The organism is Microbacterium bandirmense (genome assembly GCF_037204185.1).
In the GTDB taxonomy this organism is placed as follows: domain Bacteria; phylum Actinomycetota; class Actinomycetes; order Actinomycetales; family Microbacteriaceae; genus Microbacterium; species Microbacterium bandirmense.
This window is the reverse complement of sequence record NZ_JBBDGM010000007.1, coordinates 77,566-100,116: the sequence shown is the minus strand read 5'-3', so window position 1 is coordinate 100,116 and position 22,551 is coordinate 77,566. Positions and strand designations below refer to the sequence as shown.

The following is a 22,551-nucleotide window of genomic DNA, read 5'->3' as shown; positions in this document are numbered from 1 at the left end:
CGGCGGGCCACATCGCAGCCGCCTCCCGCCGTCACTGTGGCACGGCGGGAAATGCCTGTTCAACGTCCGAAAAGCGTCATCGCCTCCGGGCGGATGCGTGTCGTGAAGCCGCCAAATGCGGGCTCAGACAGCAGAAAACGCCCTCCGGAACCGGAGGGCGTTTCATGAGACTTCTGGCGTTCAGGCCGCCAGCCAGAGGCCCTTCTGGTCGGTGATCACCGTCAGACCGGGCGCCACGATCTCGTCGTGTCCGATGCGCGTGCCGCGTGCCACGCGCGCGCCGGCGCCGATCTCGGTGCGCACGCCGATCCAGGCGTTGTCGCCGACGGCGGCACCGGGGCCGATGTGCGCGTGCGCGTCGATCCGGGCGTTCTCGCCGATGACGGCATCCGGTTCGATCCACGCGCCGCGTGCGATGCGCGCACCCGCGGCGACGTGCGCTCCGGGTTCGATATAGGCACCGACCTCCACGAAGGCCTTCGGATTCACCTTCGCGCCGTGCGCGACGAGTCCACGGCCGTTCACGTGCTTGCGGTACCGCAGCGTCGCGCCCTGGTCGTCCTCGATATCGATGTAGTTCTTACCCACGATTCCTCCCGTTCCCGGGGTAGTCCCGATACATCTACAACCACCGCGCACCGCATTTCATTCCCGGAGCGGGATGACCGCTAGTGCTGGCAGATCGGGCACCAGAACGTGATGCGCTTGCGTGTCGGATCGGCGCCGATCGACCCCGTGCGGATCGGCGTTCCGCAGCGACGACACGGGCGCTGCGCTCGCCCGTACACCCAGTCCGTGCGGCCCCGGCCGGTCTGCCCGGTGAAGGTGCGATCGGGCCGGTCGCGGTTGGCGCGGATCGTGCGCGCGCCCAGATTGAGCAGCGCCGGGACGTCGACCTCGGCGGCCGGCGTCTCGGGCAGGATTCCGCGCAGGAACAGCAGTTCAGCCGCGTACTCGTTGCCGAAGCCGGAGACGTTGCGCTGGTCGAGCAGGGCGACATGGATGCTGCGTCCATCGGCGCTCACTCGGCGGGTCGCCTCGACGGCGTCCCAGTCCTCCGCGAGCGGGTCGGGGCCCAGGTGGCCGACCAGCTCGTGTTCGTCTCGGGTCGCGACCACCGTCACCTCGGCGATGTCGACGCCGACCGCTTCGGCCGTGTCGGTGGCGACGATCGCGCGGACTCGGAACGCCGGATGCCGCCATTTCTCACCCGGGTAGTAGAGCAGCCAGGCGCCGTCCATGCGCAGATGGGAATGAACCGTCCACTCGCCGATCCGCATCAGCAGATGCTTGCCGCGCGGGACGACGTCGTGCACGGTCTGTCCGGCCAGATCGACCGTCGCGGCACGCGGCACGCGCAGCTCGAAGCGGGTCACCGGATTCCCACGCAGCGCGGCATCGAGCCGCTTCGCGGTGCGGAAGACGGTGTCGCCCTCGGGCATGTCAGCGTGGCCCGGCTGACGGCGGTGGAGGCAGCGGCGTCGGTGTCGCTCCGGCGGCAGGCGGGCAGGGGGTCGCCGCCGCCGGCGGCGCGGGGTGCGCGCGGTCGAGGAGATCTCGCGAGAGCAGCGTGGCCCCGACGACGGCGGTCGGCATGATGAACACCGCCCCCAGTGGCACCATGAAGCACAGCTGTGTCGCGGTGCCGAAGCCCAGCAGACGACCCCGGTGCGCGGCGAACAGCTGCGAGCGGTCGTAGGTCGTCATGTCGCGGGCGTTCAGTGCGCGGCCGGTGAGCTCGCGGGCGAGCAGGCGGCCGGTGAGAAGCACACTCGTCGCGGTCGCGACGACGGCGCCGACGAGCGGGATGAGCCCGAGTACGAGGGCGAGCAGGGCGACGAGTGCGCCCAGCGCGATGAGGCGGATGCTCTCGCCGAGCGCGACCAGGAACCCGCCGTCGCCCTCGGGCACCTCGCCGCCCAGATCGGTCTCGACGGCACGCCAGATGCGCTGGTAGAACGGATCGCCGATCAGCAGCGTCAGGGCCGTGAACACCACTCCGGCGAGCACCAGCGCGGCGACTGCGATGACGATGCCCACGGCGACCCGCAGCGAGCTGCGCCAGAACGGATCCCAGCCGTCGGCGAACGGGGTGACCCAGTCGGCGATCACACCGAGCGAGAGCAACAGCGGAATGACCGCTGCGGCCAGCAGGATGAGGGCGATGAGACCCGGCACGAGCCCCAGCGTCATCAGTCCTGGGCGCTTCTTCCAGTAGCCGAAACCTCGCCCGAGGAATCGGATGCCGGTGATGAACTCAGTGATCAAGAGGATGCCAATCTGATGCCGTGCTCAGTCCATGCTATTCGGAGTGGGTCGTGCCATCAGATCGCCTTGCGCAGGGCGTAGCCGCGCGGGGTGGGCACGAAGCCGGCGTCCTGCAGGGCGTTCGCGAAAGGGGTGCCGTAGACGCCGGAACCGTTGATCTTCTCGACGGTGAGGGTCTCGAGTCGGCGGGCGCGGGAGGTCGCGACGAGATCGGTTGCTGCCGCGCGCAGCACCTCGGGATCGTCGTCGAACGCCAGCACGGTGCGTCCGCCGCGCTCGAGATACAGCACCAGCTCGCCGTCGACGAGCACGACCAGCCCGCCGGCCTTGCGGCCCGGGCGATGGGAGACCTCGTCGAGCCGCGGCCAGGCGAGCGCTGCGCCGTAGGGGTTCGCGGGGTCGGTCGCGGCGAGGGTGAGCGCGCGCCGCGGGGGAGGGTCGGCGAGGCCCGCGAAGGTGCGCAAGCGGTCGACGGTGGTGGATGCTGCGAACTGGGCGGCCCCGAGCTTCTCGATCACGTACCCGCGACGGGCGTGCCCGGCCTCTTCGAAGCCGGCGAGCACGCGGTACGCCTGGGCGAAACCGCCCGGCACGCCTTCCGCCTGCACAGCGCCTCGAGTCACGACTCCGTACCGATCGAGCAGCAGGCCCGCCGTGACGGTCGCGCGGCGCGCAGCATCCGACTCGGTCTCCGGGAGCACCGCCCAGCGTCCCCCGAAACCGGTCGATGACGGTCGCCCCGCCGGCCGCGCCAGGGAGATGCCGCGGTATGTGCGGGTGCGCGGCGCACGGCGGGTCGACTTGTGGGCCTGTGAGCCGCCGGCGAGCAGCGCGCGCACGGGGGAGAACGTGTCGTTCGTGATGCGTCCCTGCCAGGTGAGCGACCAGAGCGCCTCGAGTACGGATTGGGTGTTGTCGGCATCCGTCAATGTCCGCAGCGCTTCGGCGAAAGATGCGCCGCTCAGTCGCAGCGCGTCGAGCACCTTCTCCTCGAGCGAGCCGGCCGCCGGAGACTCGTCGGGAATCGGGAGAGTGAACGGCGCGAGATCCGTCGGATGCAGCGACACCCAGCCGTCACGACCTGGCAGCGCGCCGTGCCCCGCCCAGACGACCCCACCCGCGGCCGTCAGCTCGTCGAGCAGCGCCAGCGTGTAGTCGCGCACACGCCCGGGCAGCACGAGCGACTCCCAGGCGCTCGCCGGAATCGGCACGCCGGCGAACTGCTCGATCACGGTGAGCACCCCGTCGATGCCCTCCAAGGGTCGGGTGAGGTGCTGCCAGTCCGGCAGGAACCGCGCGTATGCCTGAGGGCTGACCGGCTCGACGCTGCCGCGGATGGCGGCGAGCGAGCGCATCCGCAGCCTGCGCAGCACCTCGGTGTCGCACCATTCCTGCGCGCCACTTGGATCCGAATCAGCGGCAGGCAGGAAGTACCCGCTCGTCAGCCGCCCGGCCGACTCCAGCCGCTGCAGCGTGTGCGTGGCGACAGCGGTGCCGATGCCGAACCGCTCGGCGACAGCGGCGGTGGTAAAGGGGCCGTGCGTGCGCGCGTGCCGCGAGACGAGATCGCCGAGCGGGTCGGCGACGGGTTCGAGGAAGGCGACGGGGATGCCCGGGGGCAGCGCTGCGCCCAGTGCATCGCGCAGGCGTCCCGCGTCCTCGATTACCGCGAAGCGCGCGTGCCCGGCGATGGTGACGGGGATGACGCGGCGGGCGGTGACGAGTTCGGCGAGCAGCGTGGATGCCAGTGCGGTCGGCGCCGATGCCGCAGCTGGCGTTTCGTCTCGCTGCGCTCGCTCAACGACAGGGGGAGGTTCAAGGCGAGCGGCGACCTCGGCCGCGTCCAGCGGGCCGAGTTGACGCAGCAGGTCGGCGATGCCCTCGAGCCCGTGCGTGCGGCGCTGCGGATCCAGTCGCTGCGCCTCGCGCTCGAACTGCGCGATCACATCGGGGTCGAGCAGCTCGCGCATCTCGACCGTGCCGAGCAGCTCGCCCAGCAGTGACGGATCCACCGACAGCGCTGCCGCGCGCCGCTCGGCCAGTGGCGAGTCGCCCTCGTACATGAACGCACCGACGTAGCCGAACAGCAGATCGCGGGCGAACGGCGAGGGCTGAGCGGGCTCGGTCTCGACGAGGCGGATGCGGCGCTCGCCGATGTCGGTGATGAGTCCGCGCAGCGACGGCAGGTCGTAGACGTCCTGCAGCACCTCGCGCAAGGTCTCGAGGATGATCGGGAACGTCGGATACCGCCGCGCGACCTCCAGCAGCTGGGCGGACCGCTGCCGCTGCTGCCACAGGGGTGTGCGCTTGTTGGGATTCATCCGCGGCATCAGCAGCGCTCTGGCTGCGCACTCGCGGAACCGCGAGGCGAACAGTGCCGACCCGCCGACCTCGTCGGTGACGATCTGCTCGAGTTCATCGGCATCGAAGAAGAACAGCTCGGCGCCGGGCGGCTCGGCGTCGGCATCCGGTATCCGCACGATGATGCCGTCGTCGCTCGCGACGGCCGACCCCTCGACGCCGAGACGCTCGCGCACTCGCGCGTTGACCGCCAGCGCCCACGGCGCGTGCACCTTCATGCCGTACGGGGAATGCAGGATCACCCGCCAGTCGCCGACCTCGTCGTGCCCGCGCTCCACGGTCAGCGTGCGGTCGGTCGGCAGGGTGCCGGTCGCTTCGCGCTGCTCGGCGAGGTGGCTGAGCAGATTCGCCCTCGCGCTCTCGTCCAGCCCGGCCTCGATCAGTCGCTGCTGCGCCTTCGCAGGCTGGGCGGTCGACACCTCGCGCGAGAAGCGCCCCAGGGCCTCGCCGAGCTCGTATGGCCGGCCGATGCCGTCGCCGTGCCAGAACGGCACCTTGCCGGGCTGTCCGTAGGCCGGGAGCACGTTAACGCGGTCATGGGTGATCTCGGCGATCCGCCAGCTGGTGGTGCCGAGGGTGAAGACGTCGCCCACGCGCGACTCGTAGACCATCTCCTCGTCGAGCTCACCCACCCTGGCACCGGTCGACTCGCCGGCCACGAAGACTCCGAACAGACCGCGGTCGGGGATCGTCCCGCCACTGGTGACCGCGATGCGCTGCGCGCCGGGCCGCCCGGTGAGAGTGCCGGCATCGCGGTCCCACACCAGCCGCGGACGCAGCTCGGCGAACTCCTCGGACGGGAACCGACCGGCGAGCAGGTCGAGCGTCGCCTCGTACGCGGAACGCGGCAGCGTCTGGAACGGGGCGCTGCGTCGCACCGTCTCGAACCAGTTCTCGACGTCGATCGGCTCGAGCGCGCACGCGGCGATGGTCTGCTGCGCGAGGATGTCGAGCGGATTCCGCGGCACGGCGATCGCCTCGATCTGACCCGCCAGCATCCGCTCGGTGACGATCGCGGTGTGCAGCACGTCGCCGCGATGCTTCGGGAAGAGGGATGCCCGGCTCACCTCACCGACCTGATGGCCAGCGCGGCCCACCCGCTGCAGGCCCGACGCCGCCGACGGCGGTGCCTCGACCTGGATCACCAGGTCGACCGCGCCCATGTCGATGCCGAGCTCGAGGCTGCTGGTCGCGACGACGCAGCGCAGGATGCCCGATTTCAGCTCGTCCTCGACCTGGGCGCGCTGCTCCTTCGACACCGAGCCGTGGTGCGCCTTGGCGAGCACGGCGTCGGCGCCGGCCGTGGAGCCGGCCTGCGCCATCCCTGCGGCTCCTCCAGACGGCGCATCCGCGCCGCCCGGGGCCACGGCCGCAGGGGCCCGGGCCGCCGGGGGACTGCCGGGCGGGGGCAGCGGGAGGTCGTTGCGCTCGGAATAGATCTCATTCAACCGGCCCGTCAGCCGCTCTGCGAGGCGGCGGGAGTTGGCGAACACGATGGTCGAGCGGTTCTCGAGCACCCGGTCGACGATCGCCTCCTCGACATGCGGCCAGACCGAGCCGGTGACTTCCGTGTACTCGGCCGGCTCTTCGGAAGCAGAGTGGGTCCCTGAGCCCGTCGAAGGGCCGGGTGGCGGGGGAGGGTTGCGCATGTCGTCCATCGGCACGACCACGTCGAGCTCGAAGGTCTTCACCGCGCGGGGCGCGACGATCTCGACGGGCGCCGAGCCGCCGAGGAACCGGGCCACCTCGTCGATCGGACGCACGGTCGCCGACAGTCCGATCCGCTGAGCGGGGGATCCCGCACCGTGAGCGGCACGCAGGGCATCCAGCCGCTCCAGGCTCACGGCGAGGTGCGCTCCGCGCTTGGTCGCGGCGACCGCGTGCACCTCGTCGATGATCACCGTGTGCACCCCGCGCAGCGTCTCACCGGCGCGGCTGGTGAGCATGAGGTACAGCGACTCGGGGGTGGTGATCAGGATGTCGGGCGGTGCGGTGACCAGCTTCCGCCGATCGCTGGACGTCGTGTCGCCGGACCGGACGCCGACCGTGATCTCGGGCACATCGAGACCCAGCCTTCGCGCGGACTGTCCGATGCCGACCAGAGGGGAGCGCAGGTTGCGCTCGACGTCGACGCCCAGCGCCTTCAGCGGTGAGATGTAGAGGATGCGCGTGCGGGGCGTCTCGGCGACAGCATCCGACTTCTCCGTCGCAGACGGCACCGAACGCTCACGGAACACACTGTCGATCGCCCACAGGAACGCGGACAGCGTCTTGCCCGACCCTGTCGGGGCGACGACCAGCGCGCTGCGCCCGGCCGACACAGCCCGCCACGCGCCCTCCTGCGCGGCAGTGGGCGCGTCGAACGCACCCCGGAACCAGTCCTGCGTCGCGGGGGTGAACCGATCGAGCACATCGCTCATCCTGTTATCTTCGCGCGAGCATCCGACACTCGACAATGCGATGCACTGAGCGAGCGAAGCGAGTCGAAGTGTCGGGGGCCTATGCCATGCTGACGGGATGCTGCACACGACGAACTACCGGAACACGTTCATCGAGGTCTCTGAGGACTGCCGGGCGGAGTACGGTGAGGAGCCGCCGATCGCCGAGAATCTCTCGATCGCCGCGCTGCACTATCGGCTGATGATCGAGCAGCCGTACACGCGCACGTCCGACGATGTGCTCTTCGAGACTCATGCGCTGCGCAAGGGTATCGATCCCGCCGATGCGGATGCCAGGGCGGAGTTCTTCTCGAAGGGGCAGGCCTGCCTGCGGTCATCGCCGATCAGCAAGCGCTACGGCTGGGGCACGCACCACGATGCTGAGGGCCGAGTGGCGCTCTACCCGCGCGAGTCCGACGAGTACGCGGCGCTCGCTGCAGATCCCTCCCTGACGCACAAGAAGGCGATGCGCAGCAGCCGTGCCTGAGCCGCTGGAAGAGGAGGCGTTCCAGAGGCTCTACGGCCGGTGGGCGGTGCGCACCCCGCAGGACGTCGCCCGACTGTTCGACGGCTACGCCGGTGTCTGGTGGATCGCCGGCGGATGGGCGCTCGAGGCGTTCACCGGGGTCAGCCGCCACCACGACGACACCGACCCCTCCGTGCTGAAGGCGCAGCTGCCGATGCTGCGCAGGCACCTTGCCGGAAGGCTGCACACCTGGACGGCGTCGTCAGGGGCGCTGAAGCCGCTGCTGCCCGATCACCGGCCCGATGCCGACGCGACCGAGCTGCTGCCGGACGGCTGCAACCAGCTCTGGACCCGGCCCGATGCCGACCACCCTTGGGAGTACGACATCCTGCTCGCGCCCGGCACGCTGGACGAATGGGTGTACCGGCGCGATGAGATGATTCGCATGCCGATGACCGAGGCGCTGTGGGTGCGTGACGGCATCCGATATCTGCAGCCCGAGATCCAGCTGCTCTACAAGGCCAAGGGCTTGCGCGAGAAGGACCAGGTCGACTTCGAGGCGACGCTGCCGCACCTCGATGCGCGACGTCGCGACTGGCTGTCGGATGCCCTGCAGCGGACGCTCCCCGGGCATCTGTGGCTGGGCGCGCTCCGATTCACCGGGTGAGCCGGGGCCTCAGAAGTTGCCGAGGCCCTTCCCGACCACGCTGATGCCCAGCACGACGAACAGCACCGTCATGATCACGGCATTGTTCGCGGTGAGCCAGGTGCGCACGCCCGCCAGCACCTCGGCAGCCTTCTGAGGCGCGGCGATCACGAAGATCACCGGAATCGCGACCGTGAGAGTCGCGATCACGCCGAAGATCAGCACGACGATCAGCTGCTCGGGCAGCTGGAGTTCGCCGTGCCCGATCATGCTGCCGGCGGCCGCCGCGAGCAGAAGGTTCTTCGGATTGACGCCGCCCAGCAGGAAGGCAAACCCGGTCGCGGCGAGTGGCTTCATCATGTCGGTCTTCGACATCCATGCGGGCAGCTCCGCCGTCTCGCCGTGCGCGGGTCGTGAGCGCCACTGACGCACCGCGAGCAGCAGGAGCAGCAGTCCGAGTGCGAGCTGGATCACGGCCATGACAGGCTTCGAGTCGTCCGAGGTCTCCGGCTCGGGGACCACACCTGCGAGCAGCGTGAAGATCGCTGTCACGACCAGCACCCCGAGCAGCCAGCCGACCAGGAACCCGAGCCCCAGCTGCTTGGATCGCGGCGACATCAGCATCAGGATGACCGCGATGATCGGGATGGGGCTGATCGCGATGCCGACCGCGTTGGGGAGGACGTCCCCGATGACCTCAAGCATGTACGTGCCCTCTCGTGACAGGTGTGCCCGATCTCACCCCGGCGGGCGCCGGAAGTCGCGATCACCTCATCAGGTCGGGGTGAAGACCCTCGCCTTACGTCCGCGGCTGGTCTAGTTTCGGCTGTGAAGATCGCGGCGCCGCGAGCGTGCGCACAAACCGTGAAGGTGGACCAGATGACAGAGCTGACGATCGGCACCGTGCTGGACGATCCCGAGACACCGGTGCGCCTCGACGCTCGGCGCTTCAACCGCCACACGTTCTGGTGCGGTCAGAGCGGCAGCGGCAAGACGTACGCGCTGGGAGTGGTGCTCGAGCAGCTGCTGCTGCACACCGAGCTGCCGATGCTGATCCTCGACCCGAACGCCGACTTCGTGCGTCTGCCGGAAGCGCGCGAGGGCGCCGATGAGGCCGCCGTCGCACGGCTGGCAGAGACCGACATCCGCGTGTTCCGCTCGTCGCGCGTCGAGGGCGAGCGGCTGCACGCCCGCTACGTCGATCTCTCCGCCGCATCGAAGGCCGCCCTGCTGCAGCTCGACCCGATCAAGGACGCCGAGGAGTACAACGTGCTCCTGCATCTCGAAGACCGTGCCGACAAGATCGACACCGACGAGATCCTCACCCGACTGCGGGCATCCGGAGACTCGGGGATGCTGCGTCTGGCGAACCGGATCGACAACCTCGAGGTGCTCGGCTGGGACCTGTGGTCGCGCGGCGGCGCGTCGGTCACCGAGGTGATCGACGAGCGACCGCGCGCCACGGTGATGGACCTCGGCGGGTTCGCGCACCCGGCCGAGGCGAAGGTCGCCGCCCTTGCCGCACTGGAGCACCTGTGGAAGAACCGCGAGGATCGCCGGCCGATCCTCATCGTCATCGACGAGGCGCACAACCTCTGCTCGCCGAATCCCCGTACAGACGTGGAGCGCGCGCTCACCGAGCAGCTCGTGCAGATCGCTGCAGAGGGACGCAAATTCGGGCTGTGGATGCTGCTGTCGACCCAGCGGCCGACCAAGATCCACCCGAACGTGCTCTCGCAGTGCGACAATCTCGGGCTGATGCGCGTGAACGCGCCCCGTGACCTCGCCGAACTCGCCGACGTGTTCGGCTTCGCCGGCGACAAGATCGCTCGCTCCCAGCGCTTCGCCCAGGGGCAGGCGCTGTTCGCCGGTGGGTTCATCGCCGAGCCGACGTACGTGCAGATGGGACAGCGGGTGACGGAGGAGTCCGGCGGCGACGTCCGCGTGCCGCTGCGGGAGAGCTGACCGGAGCGCCCGGGTATGACTACGGCGTCCGCGCGGATCAGACAAGGGCTGCGCGCCTATCTGCGGCGATTCGGCGGACGGAAGACCATCGGCGCCGACCTGAAAGCCGGACTCGTGCTCGGCGTGGAGAGTGTGCCAGACGGGCTCGCGGCCGGGCTGCTCGCGGGCGTGAGCCCGCTGAACGGGCTCTACGCCTACATGTTCGGGGCTCTGGGCGGGGCGCTGGCCACCGGTTCCGTGTTCATGACCGTGCAGGCGACCGGCGCGATGGCCGTGGTGATCTCTGACGTGTCGGCGGCTACCCCGGGCGGGCTCACGCCCGGCGCGCTCACCACGCTCGGCCTCATGACGGGCCTGGTGATGCTCGGCCTCGCATCGCTCGGCTTGGTTCTCTGGTGCGCTTCATCCCGACGGCTGTGCTGGTCGGCTTCGTCAACGCCGTCGCCGTGAACATCGTGCTCGGGCAGCTTGACAACGCCACGGGGTTCACCGCCGAAGGGGCCAATCGCGTCCTGAAGGCGGCCGACACCGTACTGCACTTCTGGCTGTGGAGCTGGCCGACCATCGTCGTCGGCATCGTCACCATCGCGCTCATCCTGCTGCTGGAGCGCACGCCGCTCGGGGCGCTCGGCATGGTCGTGGCAGTGGTCGTCGGCTCGGCGCTGGCAGCGCTGCTCGCATTGATCGACGGCATCGACCGGGTGGCGATCATCGGCGACCTCGCCGAGGTGCCGCAGTCGCTTCCCGCACCGCAGCTGCCGGATCTCACCGTCGTGCTCACGCTGGTCGTCCCCGCACTGTCGCTGGCGCTCGTCGGCCTCGTGCAGGGGGCGGCGATCAGCGGCTCCGTGCCGAATCCCGACGGCAGGTACCCGGACGCGTCTGTGGACTTCCGCGGCCAGGGCGTCGCCAACCTGGCATCCGGGTTCTTCCAGGGCGTCCCGGTGGGCGGGTCGATGTCGGCGACCTCGCTGGTGCGCGCGGCGGGCGCGAAGACCGCGCTCGCGAATCTCTTCGCCGGCGTCGTCATGGCGGTGACGATCCTGGTGTTCGCCTCGCTGATCGGGTATGTCGCCATGTCGGCTCTCGCGGGCCTCCTGATCGTCGTCGGAGTGCGCACATTCAAATTCCACGACATCTACATGGTCTGGCGCACTGGCGCGGTGCAGGCGACGGTGCTCAGCGTGACCTTTCTGCTCACTCTGCTCATCCCGCTGCAGTACGCCGTGCTCGTCGGCGTCGGACTCGCCGTGATCCTCGTGGTGGTGCAGCAGTCGAACCGGGTCGTGATCCGCCGATGGGAATTCGACGAGCCTGGTGCGCTGCCTGTGGAGACGGATCCGCCGCGCAACGTCCCGCCCGGAGAGATCCTCATCCTCGTCCCGTACGGCAGTCTGTTCTTCGCCGCCGCCCCGGTGTTCGAGCGGCAGCTGCCCGACGTGCCCGCACAGCTCGACGGTGCGGTCGTGATCCTTCGGCTCCGCGGCAAGGAGGCGCTCGGCAGCACGTTCCTCAGGGCCGTCGCCGCATACGCCGAGCGGCTGCGCTCTGCCGGAGGCACGCTGATGATCTCGGGCGTCAGCGAATCGGTGCTCGCGCAATGGCGCAGCACCGGGATCCTCGGCCGGGTGGGCGCCGATCAGATCTTCCCCATGCAGCCCCGAGTCGGCGCGGCGCTTCGGGAGGCCACCACCGAAGCGCAGCGCCGACTGGATGAGCGGGCGTCCTGACGCCGTCAGGTGCGCTCGCCCAGCATCCGATCGCCCTCCTCGCCGACGGTGAGCTCAAGCGTCAGGTCGATGTCGAGCTGCGCCAGGAACGCATCGTCGTGACTGACGACGAGCACCGCCCCCTGGTAGGCGCGCAGCGCCCGCACCAGCTGGTCGACGGTATCCAGGTCGAGGTTGTTGGTCGGCTCGTCCAGCACCACCAGATGCGGTGCCGGATCCGCCAGCAGCAGCTTCGCCAGCGCGACGCGGAAGCGCTCGCCGCCCGACAGTGACGACACCGGCCGGTCGACGGTCGCCCCGCGGATGAGGAAGCGCGCCAGCCGGTTGCGCAGCTGCTTCTCGGGCACGTGCGCCGCCGCCGCCGCGATGTTCGCGAGCACGGATTCGGGCTCGTCGAGGCCGGCGACGCGCTGGGAGAGGTACCCGATGCGATCGGTGTGCGTTTCAGAACTCCGGAGAATCGGCCGGACATCGTCCGGAATGGCCGAATCCAGCCCGATCGGCGCAGTTTCTCCGGAGTCTTGAGCGGCGGATGCCACGAGCCGGCGCAGCAGGGTCGTCTTGCCGACCCCGTTCGCGCCGATCAGCGCCACCCGCTCGGGACCCTGCACGATCCAGCTGCGCTCTCCGTCGCCGAGCGTCGCGATGCGGCGCGCACGCGACACCTGCGGGTCGGGAAGATCGATCCTCATCGTCGCGTCGTCACGCACGCGGTGACCCGCGTCGTCGAGTGCCTGGCGGGCATCGGCCTCCTTCCCGGCGACCTCGGTGCGCAGTTTGCCCGCCGACACCTGGGCCGCCATCTTCCGACCGTTCGCGATGATCTTGGGTACGCGCTTCTCGACCTCCGCCTTGCGGGCCATCTGCGACCGGGTGGCCAGTTTCGACTCGGCCTCGATGCGCTGCCGCTTCTCCTTCTTGTACGCCTGCTTCGCCGCGGTCTCGGCCTGCTGAGCCGCCTGCTGCTCGGCATCCAGCCAGGCACGCCACTCCGAGTAGGGACCGCCGAACACGGTCAGCTCGTTGGCGTACAGCTCGGCGGTCTCGTCCATCAGCTCGAGCAGCGTGACGTCATGACTCACGACGATCAGCGATCCCTTCCATGAGCGCACCATCTCGCCCAGCCGCGCACGCGCGACCCGGTCGAGGTTGTTGGTGGGCTCGTCGAGCAGGGTGATCGGCGCACGGCGCAGTCGGATGCCCGCGATCGCCACCAGCACGGCTTCGCCGCCGGAGAGCTCTCCGACGGTTCGGTCGAGGAAAGATGGATCCAGCCCCGCCTCGGCGAGAGAGCCCTCGGCACGCGCCTCGATGTCCCAGTCGTCGCCGACGGCATCGAAGTGCGCGGGGTCGACGTCGCCGGAGGTGATGGCGCGCACGGCGTCGAGCTCCGTGGCGATGCCCAGCAGCTCGGCGACGCGTCGATCGGTATCGAGCGTGAGTCGCTGGGGCAGGTAGGCGACCTCGCCGGTGACGACGACGTGTCCCGACGTCGGCGTGAGTTCGCCGGCGAGCAGGCGCAGCAGCGTGGTCTTGCCCGAGCCGTTGCGGCCGACGAGTCCCGTGCGGCCGGCGCCGAACGAGCCGGACAGGCCGCCGAGCACAACGGTGCCGTCGGGCCAGGTGAAGGAAAGGCCGTCGATGGTGACGGCGGCAGTGGTGGTGTGTGATGACATGGGCGACTCCCGAGATGAATGGGGGTGCGCGGATGCCGACAGGGGTCCGTGGGCTCAGCAGGTCCCTGAGCTTGTCGAAGGGCCGTGAGCACGTCGAAGGGCCGTGACCACGTCGCCGAGAAGGACGGGGGCCGGGAGGACCAGAGGTCGTCGGATCAGCGCGTTGAAGATGAAACGCGGAGACGACGACTCAGATCAATGGATTTCCTCACACGGCGGACAAGAACGTGAAGACTGTACCCCGGGCGTGTCGCCCTGTGCAAGCCCTGAGCCGATGTCGCCGGGGCGATATCCGTCGCACGGGGGATGCCCGATGCGGTGTCTGCGCGTAGCGTCGACGGCATGAACGATCAGCCGAGCGGTCACGAATCCTCACGCCGCCTGGCGCTCGGCGCCGGCATCGCCATCGGCATGGGCATCGGCGTCGCGCTGGGCGTGTCGCTCGACAACATGGGTGTCGGAATCGGGGTGGGGCTGGCCATCGGCATCGCGATCAGCGCGGCCCCGGAGTTGCTCGGCCGGCGCGGCCGCGGTGATGACGATCCGGAAGTCGGCGACGCCTCTGAGGGCCCTGGGGACGACCCGCGTCCGTGACGTTCAGCCGGCGTCGCCCTCAGCAGCCGCGGCATCCCGCCACTTGGTGAGGAACACTCCCACGTCAGCCAGCTCCTGCTCGGAGATGCTGTGCGTCAGCCCCGGATACACACGGCCCGAGAGCTCGGAATGATCGGGCAGCCACTGCGCGGTGTGCGCCACGAGAGCATCCGGAATCACATCGTCATGGCTCCCGCGACCCCAGAACACCGGCGGCCGGCTCTCGCGCAGCGTGGCATCCAATGGCAGCTCGCCGGCCGCGGCGTACCCGCTCAGTGCGACCACCGCGTCGATGCGCTCCGGCGCCAGCCGCAGGGCCTGCAGCGATACGGCGGCGCCCTGCGAGAACCCGAGCAGAGCGACGGATGCCGATGCCCCGGCGGCCCCCTCGAGCCATGCCAGCAGGGCCTCGGCGGCGGTCGTGATGCCTGCGGCATCCCTGGTGTCGAGCGAGTCGATCGCGTACCACGACCGCCCAGGCATCGGCCACGGCGGGGTGAGGGGCGCCGCCACGGCGGCGACCGCGATGCCCTCGGGCAGGTAGGGCACCAGCCCGAACAGGTCGTTCTCGTCTGCGCCGTATCCGTGCAGCAGCACGAGCAGCGGCTTGTCCTCGCGGGGCCCTGGCGACCACAGTGTGGCGGACGAATCGATCGAGACTGTCACGAGAGCCATCCTGCCAGCAGTCGCCGACGCTGGTAGAAATGAGCCATGACGGTGCGCACACCTGACCCAGACCCCGACGACGACTTCGGGTTCGACGACGCGCCGTCGCGGGACACCAACCCCGGATGGCTGAGCGACATCGAGCTCGAAGAGGCCCGCCGCCGGCTGCCGATGCTCTACGTCGAGGCGATCCCGGTGCGCACCGACGGCTCAGGCCAGGTCACCTCGATCGGCGTGCTGCTGCGCTCGACCCCGATGGGCGAGATGACCCGCACGATCGTCTCGGGCAGGGTTCGCTACGGCGAGAGCATCCGCGATGCGCTGTTCCGCCACGTCGAGAACGATCTCGGACCGATGGCATTCCCGCTGCTGCCGCCGTCGCCGGATCCGTTCACGGTCGCCGAGTACTTCCCGATCCCGGGCGTCAGCGCCTACCACGATGACCGGCAGCACGCGGTGTCGCTCGCGTTCGTCGTGCCCGTCACCGGCACCTGCGAGCCGCGTCAGGACGCTCTCGAGGTCACCTGGTTCTCTCCCGAGGAGGCGGCGTCCGACGCGCTGTCGGCCGACATGGAGGGCGGTCGGGGCACGCTGATCCGCCAGGCGCTCGCCCACCTCGGCCTGTTGCGCTGACAGCATCCCCACCCATCGCCGACACCCCCAGTTCTTGTCCACACCCCCACGTGTGGGCACCCACACGTGGGGGTGTGGAGGGCAGGCAGGGGTGTCGGCGGGAGGGCACGGCGGCACGGCGCGTAGGCTCGGTCGGGTGACTGAACCCATCGTCTTCCCGACCGATTCCGCCGAGTGGCTGGCCTTTGCGAGTACCCGCACCGACGAGCGGCTGGCCCGCATCGACGAGGTCGCGGCCCGGCTCAAGGACGGCACCGAGCGCACCGCGCTCGAGGCGCTGCAGCTGTGGAACGACCTGCAGATCGACCTGCGCCGCGCCCACAGCGAGGCCGAGGTGCTCAGTGAGGTGCATCCCGACCGCGCGGTGCGCGAGGCGGCTGAGTCGCGCACGTCCGCCGCGCAGGCGAAGGAATCCGAGTTGATGACGGATGCCGATCTCGCGGCGGTCTTCGCGGCGACCGACGCCACCGGACTCGACGTCGATGCCGCGCGGCTGCGCGAGCACCTGCTGCGCGGCTTCCGCCGCGGCGGGGCCGACCGGGATGCCGCCACGCGGGAGCGTCTGCGCGAGCTCGCCGCCCGGGAGACCGAGCTCAGCGTCACGTTCGCGCGCAACATCCGCGAGGGGCGCCTCGAGGTGCGGGTCGCTCCCGAGAAGCTCGAGGGCCTTCCGCAGGACTTCCTCGACGCGCATCCGGTCGGCGACGACGGGCTGGTGGCGATCTCGACCGACAACCTCGATGTCATGGCCGTGATGAACTACGCCCGCGACCGCGAGACCCGCATCGCGCTGCGTCGCGCCCGTGCCGACCTCGCCTGGCCCGAGAACGACCCCGTGCTCGCCGAGCTGCTGCAGATCCGCCAGCAGCACGCCGAGCTGCTGGGCTACGCCAGCTGGGCCGACTACGAGACCGAGGACCGCATGGCCGGATCGGCCGCGCGCGTGGCGTCCTTCCTCGACGAGGTCGACGGCGCATCGAAGACGGCATCCGACGCCGAGTACGAGCTGCTGCTCGCACGCCTGCGCGAAGACGAGTCGGATGCCACCGACGTGACCGCCGCAGACAGCCTCTACCTGCTCACCAGGCTGCACGAGGAGCGCTTCGCGGTCGACGCGCAGCAGGTGCGCCGCCACCTCGACTTCTCGCGCGTGCTCGACGGCCTGCTCACGACGACGGGACGCCTCTTCGACATCTCCTACGTGCCGGTGCGCGTCGCCACCTGGCACGACGACGTCCGATCCTACGACGTCGTGCGCGCCGGATCGCGCATCGGCCGCATCCACCTCGATCTGCATCCGCGCGAGGGAAAGTTCAACCACGCCGCGTGCTTCCCGCTCGCGCCGGGCGTGCGAGGAAAGGTCGTGCCCGAGGCCGCGCTGGTGTGCAACTTCCCGCGCGGGCTGATGGAGCACCGCGAGGTGCAGACGTTCTTCCACGAGTTCGGGCACCTCGTGCACGACATCCTCGGCGGCGACCAGCAGTGGGCGCCGTTCTCGGGCGTCGCGACCGAGTGGGACTTCGTCGAGGCGCCCAGTCAGATGCTCGAGGAGTGGGTGTGGGATGCCGATGTGCTCGCGACCTTCGCGACCGACGACGCGGGCCGGCCGATCCCGGCAGAGCTCGTCGAGCGGATGCGCGAGGCGGATGCCTTCGGACGCGCGCTGCTGGTGCGCACGCAGCTCGGCCACGCCCGCGTCTCGTACCACCTGCACATGGACCGGCCCGCCGACCTCGCAGCCGCGACAGACCACTGGTACGCGGTGTCGAGCCCGCTCGGCCCGATCGACGGGACGCACTCCTACGCGGCGTTCGGCCATCTCACCGGCTACGGCTCGTGCTACTACACGTACCAGTGGAGCCTCGTGATCGCCCGCGACCTGCTCACCGGGTTCGAGGCGGGACTCATGGACGCCGAGTCGGCGGCCCGCTACCGTCGCGAGATCCTCGAACCGGGCGGACGCCGCGACGCCGCCGATCTGGTGGAGGCGTTCCTGGGACGCCCGTTCCAGGTCGACGCGTACCGCCGGTGGCTGGGTTCGCCCGCCGCCTGAGTGCGGGGCTCCGGCATCCGCCGACAGTCGCCGTCACCGCCCCTGCTGGGCATCCTCGCCCCTGCTGAGTTGCGCAACCCAGCAGGGGCGGCGACGACAGGCAGGGGCGGCGACGAACGAGCGGGGACGAACGAGCGGGGACGAACGAGCGGCGACGAACGGGTGGGGCGGTCAGCGCGGGATGGTCAGCGCTTCGTGAGGGCGGAGAGAGCGGCGACAAACGCGTCGACGTCCGACTCCTGCGTGTCGAAGCTGCACATCCAGCGCACCTCGTTGCGTGCGGCGTCCCAGTCGTAGAACCGGAAGCTCTCGCGCAGCCGGTCGGCGACCCCGTCGGGCAGCACGGCGAACACGCCGTTCGCCTGGGTCGGCTGCGAGAACGACACACCCTGGATCGATCCTTCGGCCAGACCCTGCTCGACCGAGGACCGCAGCCGGGCGGCCATGGCGTTCGAGTGGCGCGCGTTGCGCAGCCACAGGTCGCCCTCCAGCAGGGCGATCAGCTGCGCCGACACGAACCGCATCTTCGACGCGAGCTGCATGTTGAGCTTGCGGCCGAAGAGGAGGCCATCGGCGGCCGAAGGGTTCAGCACCACGACGGCTTCGCCGAGCATCGCACCGTTCTTGGTGCCGCCGAAGCTCAGCACATCCACGCCGACGTCAGTCGTGAACGCGCGCAGCGGCACGTCGAGCGCGGCGGCGGCGTTCGACAGCCGGGCGCCGTCGACGTGCAGTTTCATGCCGCGCTCGTGCGCGTGGTCGGCCAGCGCGCGGATCTCTTCGGCCGTGTACAGGGTTCCGAGCTCGGTGGACTGGGTGATCGAGACCACCAGCGGCTGTGCGCGGTGCTCGTCGCCCCAGCCCCACGCCTCGCGGTCGACGAGCTCGGGGGTGAGCTTGCCGTCGTCGGTGGGAACGGTGAGCAGCTTGATGCCGCCGACGCGCTCGGGAGCGCCGCCCTCGTCGACGTTGATGTGGGCGGTGGATGCTGAGATCACCGCGCCCCAGCGGGGAAGCATCGCCTGCAGGCCGACGACGTTCGCGCCGGTGCCGTTGAAGACAGGGAACGCGGTGACGCCCTCGCCGAAGTGCTGCTGGAAGACCTCCTGCAGGCGCTCGGTGTACTGGTCTTCGCCGTAGGCGACCTGGTGGCCGCCATTGGCGTCCGCGATCGCCTGGAGCACCTCGGGGTGGATGCCGGAATAGTTGTCGGATGCGAAGCCGCGTACGGCGCTGTCATGCAGAATGCTCACCCCTCCAGCCTACGGCCGGGCGGATGGATGCGAGCGTGGCCGGCACGGCGGATTCCCAGGTCGGATGCCGGATACCCGCTGTGCAATGTCGGATGCCCGAACTACTCTCATACCGTGATCGAGACCGCGGCACGGCGGGCGTTCGGGAACGTCCTGGTGAACACGCTCATCGCCAACGTGACGACGAGCTTCCTGTGGTTCGCCCTGACGTTCTGGGTGTACATCGAGACGCAGTCCGTGCTCGCGACCGGCATCATCGGCGGCGCGTACATGCTGTTCATCGCGTTCTTCTCGATGGTGTTCGGCACCCTGGTCGACCGGTACCGAAAGCACGCGGTGATGCTGCTGTCGAGCCTGGTGTCGGCAGCCGCGTTCGCCATCGCCGGGATGCTGTACCTGCTGCATCCGGAATCCGCGATGCTCGATCTCGGCCGCCCGTGGTTCTGGCTGTTCTCCGCGATCATCCTGCTGGGCGGTGTGATCGAACAGCTGCGCAACATCGCGCTGTCGACGACCGTGACCCTTCTGATCCCTGAAGAGCGCCGGGCGAACGCCAACGGGCTGGTGGGCACCGTGCAGGGGATCGCGTTCCTGATCACGAGCGTGTTCTCGGGGCTGTCGATCGGGTTCCTCGGCATGGGGTGGACGCTGATCATCGCGATCGCGGCGATGGTGCTGACCTTCGTGCACCTGCTGTTCGTGCGCATTCCCGAGGGCGAACCCGAGCGCGATCCGAACTCGCCGGGCGCGTTCGACTTCCGTGGCAGCGTCGCGGCGATCCGTGCGGCGCCCGGCCTGTTCGCGCTGATCGTCTTCTCGACGTTCAACAACCTCATCGGCGGCGTGTACATGGCGCTGATGGATCCCTACGGGCTGACGCTGTTCAACGCGCAGACCTGGGGATTCGCGCTGGCGTTCTCGTCGACCGGGTTCCTGATCGGCGGTGCGCTGGTGGCGAAGTTCGGTCTCGGCCCCAGACCCGTGCGCACACTGCTGTTCGTCGTGATCGCGATGGGCGTGCTGGGCTCGCTGTTCATGCTGCGCGAGTGGTGGCCGCTGTTCGTCATCGGCATGTGGCTGTACATGATGCTGATCCCTCCCGCCGAGGCCGCCGAGCAGACCGTGATCCAGAAGGTGGTGCCCTTCACCAGGCAGGGTCGCGTGTTCGGCACCGCCGCGGCGATGGAGGCTGCCGCGGCCCCCGTCACGGCGTTCCTGATCGCGCCGATCGCCGAATTCCTGATCATCCCGTACATGCGCGAGCCCTCAGGCAGGCAGCAGTGGGGATGGTTGCTCGGCGAAGGTGAGGCGCGGGGCATCGCTTTGATCTGCCTGTTCGCCGGCATCATCGTCGTCGTCGTCGCCCTGCTCGCTTTCCTCACGCGCTCGTACCGCACGCTCAGCGAGCTGTACGAAAGGGCGCCCGAGCAGCAGGCGCTGACCACCGATATCGTGCTCGATCCGATCGCCGCGCGCGGCGGATTCGCAGAACCCGGGCACGGTGCCGCGGAGCATGCGGCATCGGATGAGGCCGGCGACGGCGAGGCGCCTCAGCCCAATGCGATGAGCTGATCGTTCAGCTCGGTGGCATCCCGATCCCACAGCGCGGCCACGGCCCGTGCGAGCGCGTCGGTGTCGAGCGCCCCCTTGGCGCGGAAGACCACGGATGCCGCGCGCAGCGGCTCCCCGCCGTCACGCGCGGCCTTCGCGAAGCCCTGCGCCACCGCACGCGTCCACGCCTCGGTCGCCGCCTTCACGGCCGCGTAGTTCGCGCCGCCGGCGAGCGGGCGCCCCACGGCCGTGGATGACACGACCGCGAAGCGGCCGGCATCCGACTGCTTCAGCGCCGCTTCGAAGGCGCGACTCGTCGCCCGCACCGCGTGCAGGGCAGGCAGCAGAGTGGTGAAGTCGTGGTCGCTCTGGCCGGCGAGGCCACCGCCGCCGCGCCATCCGCCGACCAGCGGGATGACCCCGTCGACCGCACCCAGTCGTTCGGCCAGCGCCATCATGTCGGCCAGGTCCGTGGCATCCGACATCTCGGTCTCGGCGCCCGCGGCGGCGAGCGACTCGAGCCGCTCAGCCGACCGCCCGGTCGCGACCACCTGCGCGCCCGCGGCGATCAATGCCTCGGCGACGGCGAGCCCCGCCGCGCTGGTCGCCCCCGCGATCACGATGGTGCGTCCCTCGACGCTCATGCCGGCCTCCCGCCGCTCAAGAACCTGTTGTCACTCCACAACACAGGATGAATGCAACTCTGCAGGACGCTCTGCCTGATCTCATCCTGCAGAGGTGAATTCGTCCTGCAGAGTTGCATGAGTCTCGCCGGTGCTGGTCAGTCGTCGGTGCCGCGGATGCCGACGGTCGACTCGATGACCGGCTTCATCTTCTTCTGCAGCGCCTCGAAGAACATCGACAGCGGGAACTCGTCGTCCAGCACCGCGTCGGTGTAGCCCTTCGGCGCGCCCGCGAGCACCTCGTCCGGCAGGCCCCGCGCCCACACCGACGCCGGGTTCGGCGTCAGAGTGGAACGCACCAGGTCGTACGCGGCCAGCCAGTGCGCGGTCTTCGGGCGGTCGATCGAGCGCCAGTACAGCTCGTCGATCGCATCTCCCAGGGCGACGACCGCATCGGCAACGCCGGCCCAGTCGAAGGCGAGCTGCGTGTCGGTCCAGTGCAGCACGCCGCGCTGGTGCAGCCACGCGAACAGCAGCTGACCGCCGAGGCCGTCGTAGTTGCGCACGCGCGAGCCGGTGATCGCGAACCGGAAGATGCGGTCGAAGATCACCGCGTACTGCACGAGTCCGGAGTGCTCGAGCATCTCCTGCTCCGCGTCCGACAGCGCGTCGGTGCGCGCGGAGAGCGCCTTCTGGATCTTCACCGACTCGCGGAACGCTGTCAGATCGCAGCGCAGCTCCTCCAGCGAGTACAGGAAGAACGGCATCCGCTGCTTGATCATGAACGGATCGAACGGCAGGTCGCCGCGCATGTGAGTGCGGTCGTGGATGATGTCCCACATCACGAAGGTCTTCTCGGTGAGCGCCTGGTCATCGAGCATGCGGGCGGCGTCGTCGGGCAGGTCGAGCTTGGTGATCTCGGATGCTGCGCGCACGACCCGCCGGTAGCGGGCGGCCTCGCGGTCCTGGAAGATCGCTCCCCAGGTGAACGTGGGGATCTCGCGCATCGCGACGGTCTCGGGGAACAGCACGGCCGAGTTCGTGTCGTAGCCGGGGGTGAAGTCGATCAGCCGCAGCGAGACGAACAGCTTGTTGCCGTAGTCGCCCGCCTCGAGCTCGGCGATGAACTCCGGCCAGATGGTCTCGACGATCAGCGCCTCGACGAGGCGGTCGCTCGACCCGTTCTGCGTGTACATCGGGAAGACGACGAGGTGCCGGATGCCATCGACGCGGTTCTGCTGGGGCTGGAACGCCACCAGCGAGTCGAGGAAGTCCGGCACGCCGAAGCCCCCGTCGGCCCAGCGCTGGAAGTCGATGACGAGCGCCTCGAGGTAGGCGGCGTCATGAGGGAAGGCGGGGGAGAGGGCTCGGATGCCCGCGACGATGGCGTCGACGTGGTGCCTCGCCTTCTCGTGGTCGGCGGCGGCCTGCCCTGAGCCTGTCGAAGGGATCGAGCCGTCCTTCACCTGCAGCTCGCGGATGGCGATCGCGGCGTCCTTCAGCAGCATCCAAGCGGCGCTCTCCTCGACACGAGCAGCATCTTCAACAACCTCGGGTTCTCCGATGATGGCCTGCGTGTGCGGCGTGATGATGGACATGTGAACCTCCGATCGCGTCATGGGCGGAAT

Annotated in this window: 19 protein-coding genes; 9 read left to right on the top strand and 10 right to left on the bottom strand. The window is 69.6% G+C overall.

Features of this window, described 5'->3' with window-relative positions; translation table 11 throughout:
* Positions 1 to 180: 180 nt before the first annotated feature.
* From WDU99_RS09870 to WDU99_RS09855, 4 genes are all read right to left on the bottom strand, one after another.
* Complete coding sequence (locus WDU99_RS09870) at positions 181 to 588, bottom strand: transferase (RefSeq protein ID WP_337332281.1); 408 nt, start codon at positions 586 to 588, stop codon at positions 181 to 183.
* Between the two features lie 80 nt (positions 589 to 668).
* Positions 669 to 1,442 (bottom strand): DNA-formamidopyrimidine glycosylase family protein, encoded by a 774-nt coding sequence (locus tag WDU99_RS09865; RefSeq protein ID WP_337332280.1) that lies wholly within the window; start codon positions 1,440 to 1,442, stop codon positions 669 to 671.
* 1 nt (position 1,443) lies between these two features.
* Positions 1,444 to 2,268, bottom strand: coding sequence for an EI24 domain-containing protein (locus WDU99_RS09860; RefSeq protein ID WP_337332279.1), 825 nt, complete (start codon positions 2,266 to 2,268; stop codon positions 1,444 to 1,446).
* A gap of 56 nt (positions 2,269 to 2,324) precedes the next feature.
* Positions 2,325 to 7,049 carry an ATP-dependent helicase gene (locus WDU99_RS09855; RefSeq protein WP_337332278.1) on the bottom strand — a complete coding sequence of 1,575 codons (4,725 nt, stop codon included), beginning with the start codon at positions 7,047 to 7,049 and terminating at the stop codon, positions 2,325 to 2,327.
* 97 nt (positions 7,050 to 7,146) lie between these two features.
* Here WDU99_RS09855 and WDU99_RS09850 point away from each other — a divergent pair, with 97 nt between their 5' ends.
* Complete coding sequence (locus tag WDU99_RS09850; RefSeq protein ID WP_337332277.1) at positions 7,147 to 7,554, top strand: DUF6157 family protein; 408 nt, start codon at positions 7,147 to 7,149, stop codon at positions 7,552 to 7,554.
* Positions 7,547 to 8,200, top strand: a complete 654-nt coding sequence (locus WDU99_RS09845; protein WP_337332276.1) for a hypothetical protein — start codon at positions 7,547 to 7,549, stop codon at positions 8,198 to 8,200. The genes WDU99_RS09850 and WDU99_RS09845 overlap by 8 nt, the downstream gene beginning before the upstream one ends.
* 9 nt (positions 8,201 to 8,209) lie before the next feature.
* Here WDU99_RS09845 and WDU99_RS09840 read toward each other — a convergent pair whose 3' ends face one another.
* Positions 8,210 to 8,884: a GAP family protein gene (locus WDU99_RS09840; RefSeq protein WP_337332275.1), complete on the bottom strand. Its 675-nt coding sequence runs from the start codon at positions 8,882 to 8,884 to the stop codon at positions 8,210 to 8,212.
* Between the two features lie 174 nt (positions 8,885 to 9,058).
* Here WDU99_RS09840 and WDU99_RS09835 point away from each other — a divergent pair, with 174 nt between their 5' ends.
* The 3 genes from WDU99_RS09835 to WDU99_RS09825 are packed head-to-tail and all read left to right on the top strand — an operon-like array spanning position 9,059 to position 11,874.
* Positions 9,059 to 10,144, top strand: coding sequence for an ATP-binding protein (locus WDU99_RS09835; protein WP_337332274.1), 1,086 nt, complete (start codon positions 9,059 to 9,061; stop codon positions 10,142 to 10,144).
* Between the two features lie 15 nt (positions 10,145 to 10,159).
* Positions 10,160 to 10,594 (top strand): SulP family inorganic anion transporter, encoded by a 435-nt coding sequence (locus WDU99_RS09830; protein ID WP_337332273.1) that lies wholly within the window; start codon positions 10,160 to 10,162, stop codon positions 10,592 to 10,594.
* The gene (locus tag WDU99_RS09825; RefSeq protein ID WP_337332272.1) at positions 10,540 to 11,874 is read left to right on the top strand and encodes a SulP family inorganic anion transporter; all 1,335 of its coding nucleotides are present in this window, start codon (positions 10,540 to 10,542) and stop codon (positions 11,872 to 11,874) included. The genes WDU99_RS09830 and WDU99_RS09825 overlap by 55 nt, the downstream gene beginning before the upstream one ends.
* 5 nt (positions 11,875 to 11,879) lie before the next feature.
* On the opposite strand, the gene WDU99_RS09820 is transcribed toward WDU99_RS09825, so the two are convergent.
* Positions 11,880 to 13,550, bottom strand: a complete 1,671-nt coding sequence (locus tag WDU99_RS09820; RefSeq protein ID WP_337332271.1) for an ABC-F family ATP-binding cassette domain-containing protein — start codon at positions 13,548 to 13,550, stop codon at positions 11,880 to 11,882.
* Between the two features lie 342 nt (positions 13,551 to 13,892).
* Between WDU99_RS09820 and WDU99_RS09815 the strand changes: the two genes are divergently transcribed.
* The gene (locus WDU99_RS09815) at positions 13,893 to 14,144 is read left to right on the top strand and encodes a glycine zipper domain-containing protein (RefSeq protein WP_337332270.1); all 252 of its coding nucleotides are present in this window, start codon (positions 13,893 to 13,895) and stop codon (positions 14,142 to 14,144) included.
* Positions 14,145 to 14,147: 3 nt separating this feature from the next.
* Here the strand turns inward: WDU99_RS09815 and WDU99_RS09810 are convergent, their stop codons facing one another.
* Positions 14,148 to 14,810 (bottom strand): alpha/beta hydrolase, encoded by a 663-nt coding sequence (locus WDU99_RS09810; protein WP_420064001.1) that lies wholly within the window; start codon positions 14,808 to 14,810, stop codon positions 14,148 to 14,150.
* Positions 14,811 to 14,855: 45 nt separating this feature from the next.
* On the opposite strand from WDU99_RS09810, the gene WDU99_RS09805 reads away from it, so the two are divergent.
* Together WDU99_RS09805 and WDU99_RS09800 are read left to right on the top strand one after the other, a co-directional pair.
* The gene (locus WDU99_RS09805) at positions 14,856 to 15,443 is read left to right on the top strand and encodes an NUDIX hydrolase family protein (RefSeq protein WP_337332268.1); all 588 of its coding nucleotides are present in this window, start codon (positions 14,856 to 14,858) and stop codon (positions 15,441 to 15,443) included.
* Between the two features lie 136 nt (positions 15,444 to 15,579).
* A complete protein-coding gene (locus WDU99_RS09800; protein ID WP_337332267.1) occupies positions 15,580 to 17,496 on the top strand; it encodes a M3 family metallopeptidase in 1,917 nt (638 codons plus the stop codon).
* Positions 17,497 to 17,681: 185 nt separating this feature from the next.
* On the opposite strand, the gene WDU99_RS09795 is transcribed toward WDU99_RS09800, so the two are convergent.
* Positions 17,682 to 18,749, bottom strand: coding sequence for a threonine aldolase family protein (locus WDU99_RS09795; protein WP_337332266.1), 1,068 nt, complete (start codon positions 18,747 to 18,749; stop codon positions 17,682 to 17,684).
* A gap of 114 nt (positions 18,750 to 18,863) precedes the next feature.
* Here WDU99_RS09795 and WDU99_RS09790 point away from each other — a divergent pair, with 114 nt between their 5' ends.
* On the top strand, positions 18,864 to 20,321 hold the full coding sequence (locus WDU99_RS09790) for an MFS transporter (protein WP_337332265.1): 1,458 nt from the start codon (positions 18,864 to 18,866) through the stop codon (positions 20,319 to 20,321).
* Here WDU99_RS09790 and WDU99_RS09785 read toward each other — a convergent pair.
* Positions 20,300 to 20,944: an SDR family oxidoreductase gene (locus tag WDU99_RS09785; RefSeq protein WP_337332264.1), complete on the bottom strand. Its 645-nt coding sequence runs from the start codon at positions 20,942 to 20,944 to the stop codon at positions 20,300 to 20,302. The two genes, WDU99_RS09790 and WDU99_RS09785, sit on opposite strands and share 22 nt — an antisense overlap.
* A gap of 137 nt (positions 20,945 to 21,081) precedes the next feature.
* Complete coding sequence (locus WDU99_RS09780; RefSeq protein ID WP_337332263.1) at positions 21,082 to 22,521, bottom strand: DUF6421 family protein; 1,440 nt, start codon at positions 22,519 to 22,521, stop codon at positions 21,082 to 21,084.
* Positions 22,522 to 22,551: the final 30 nt, after the last annotated feature.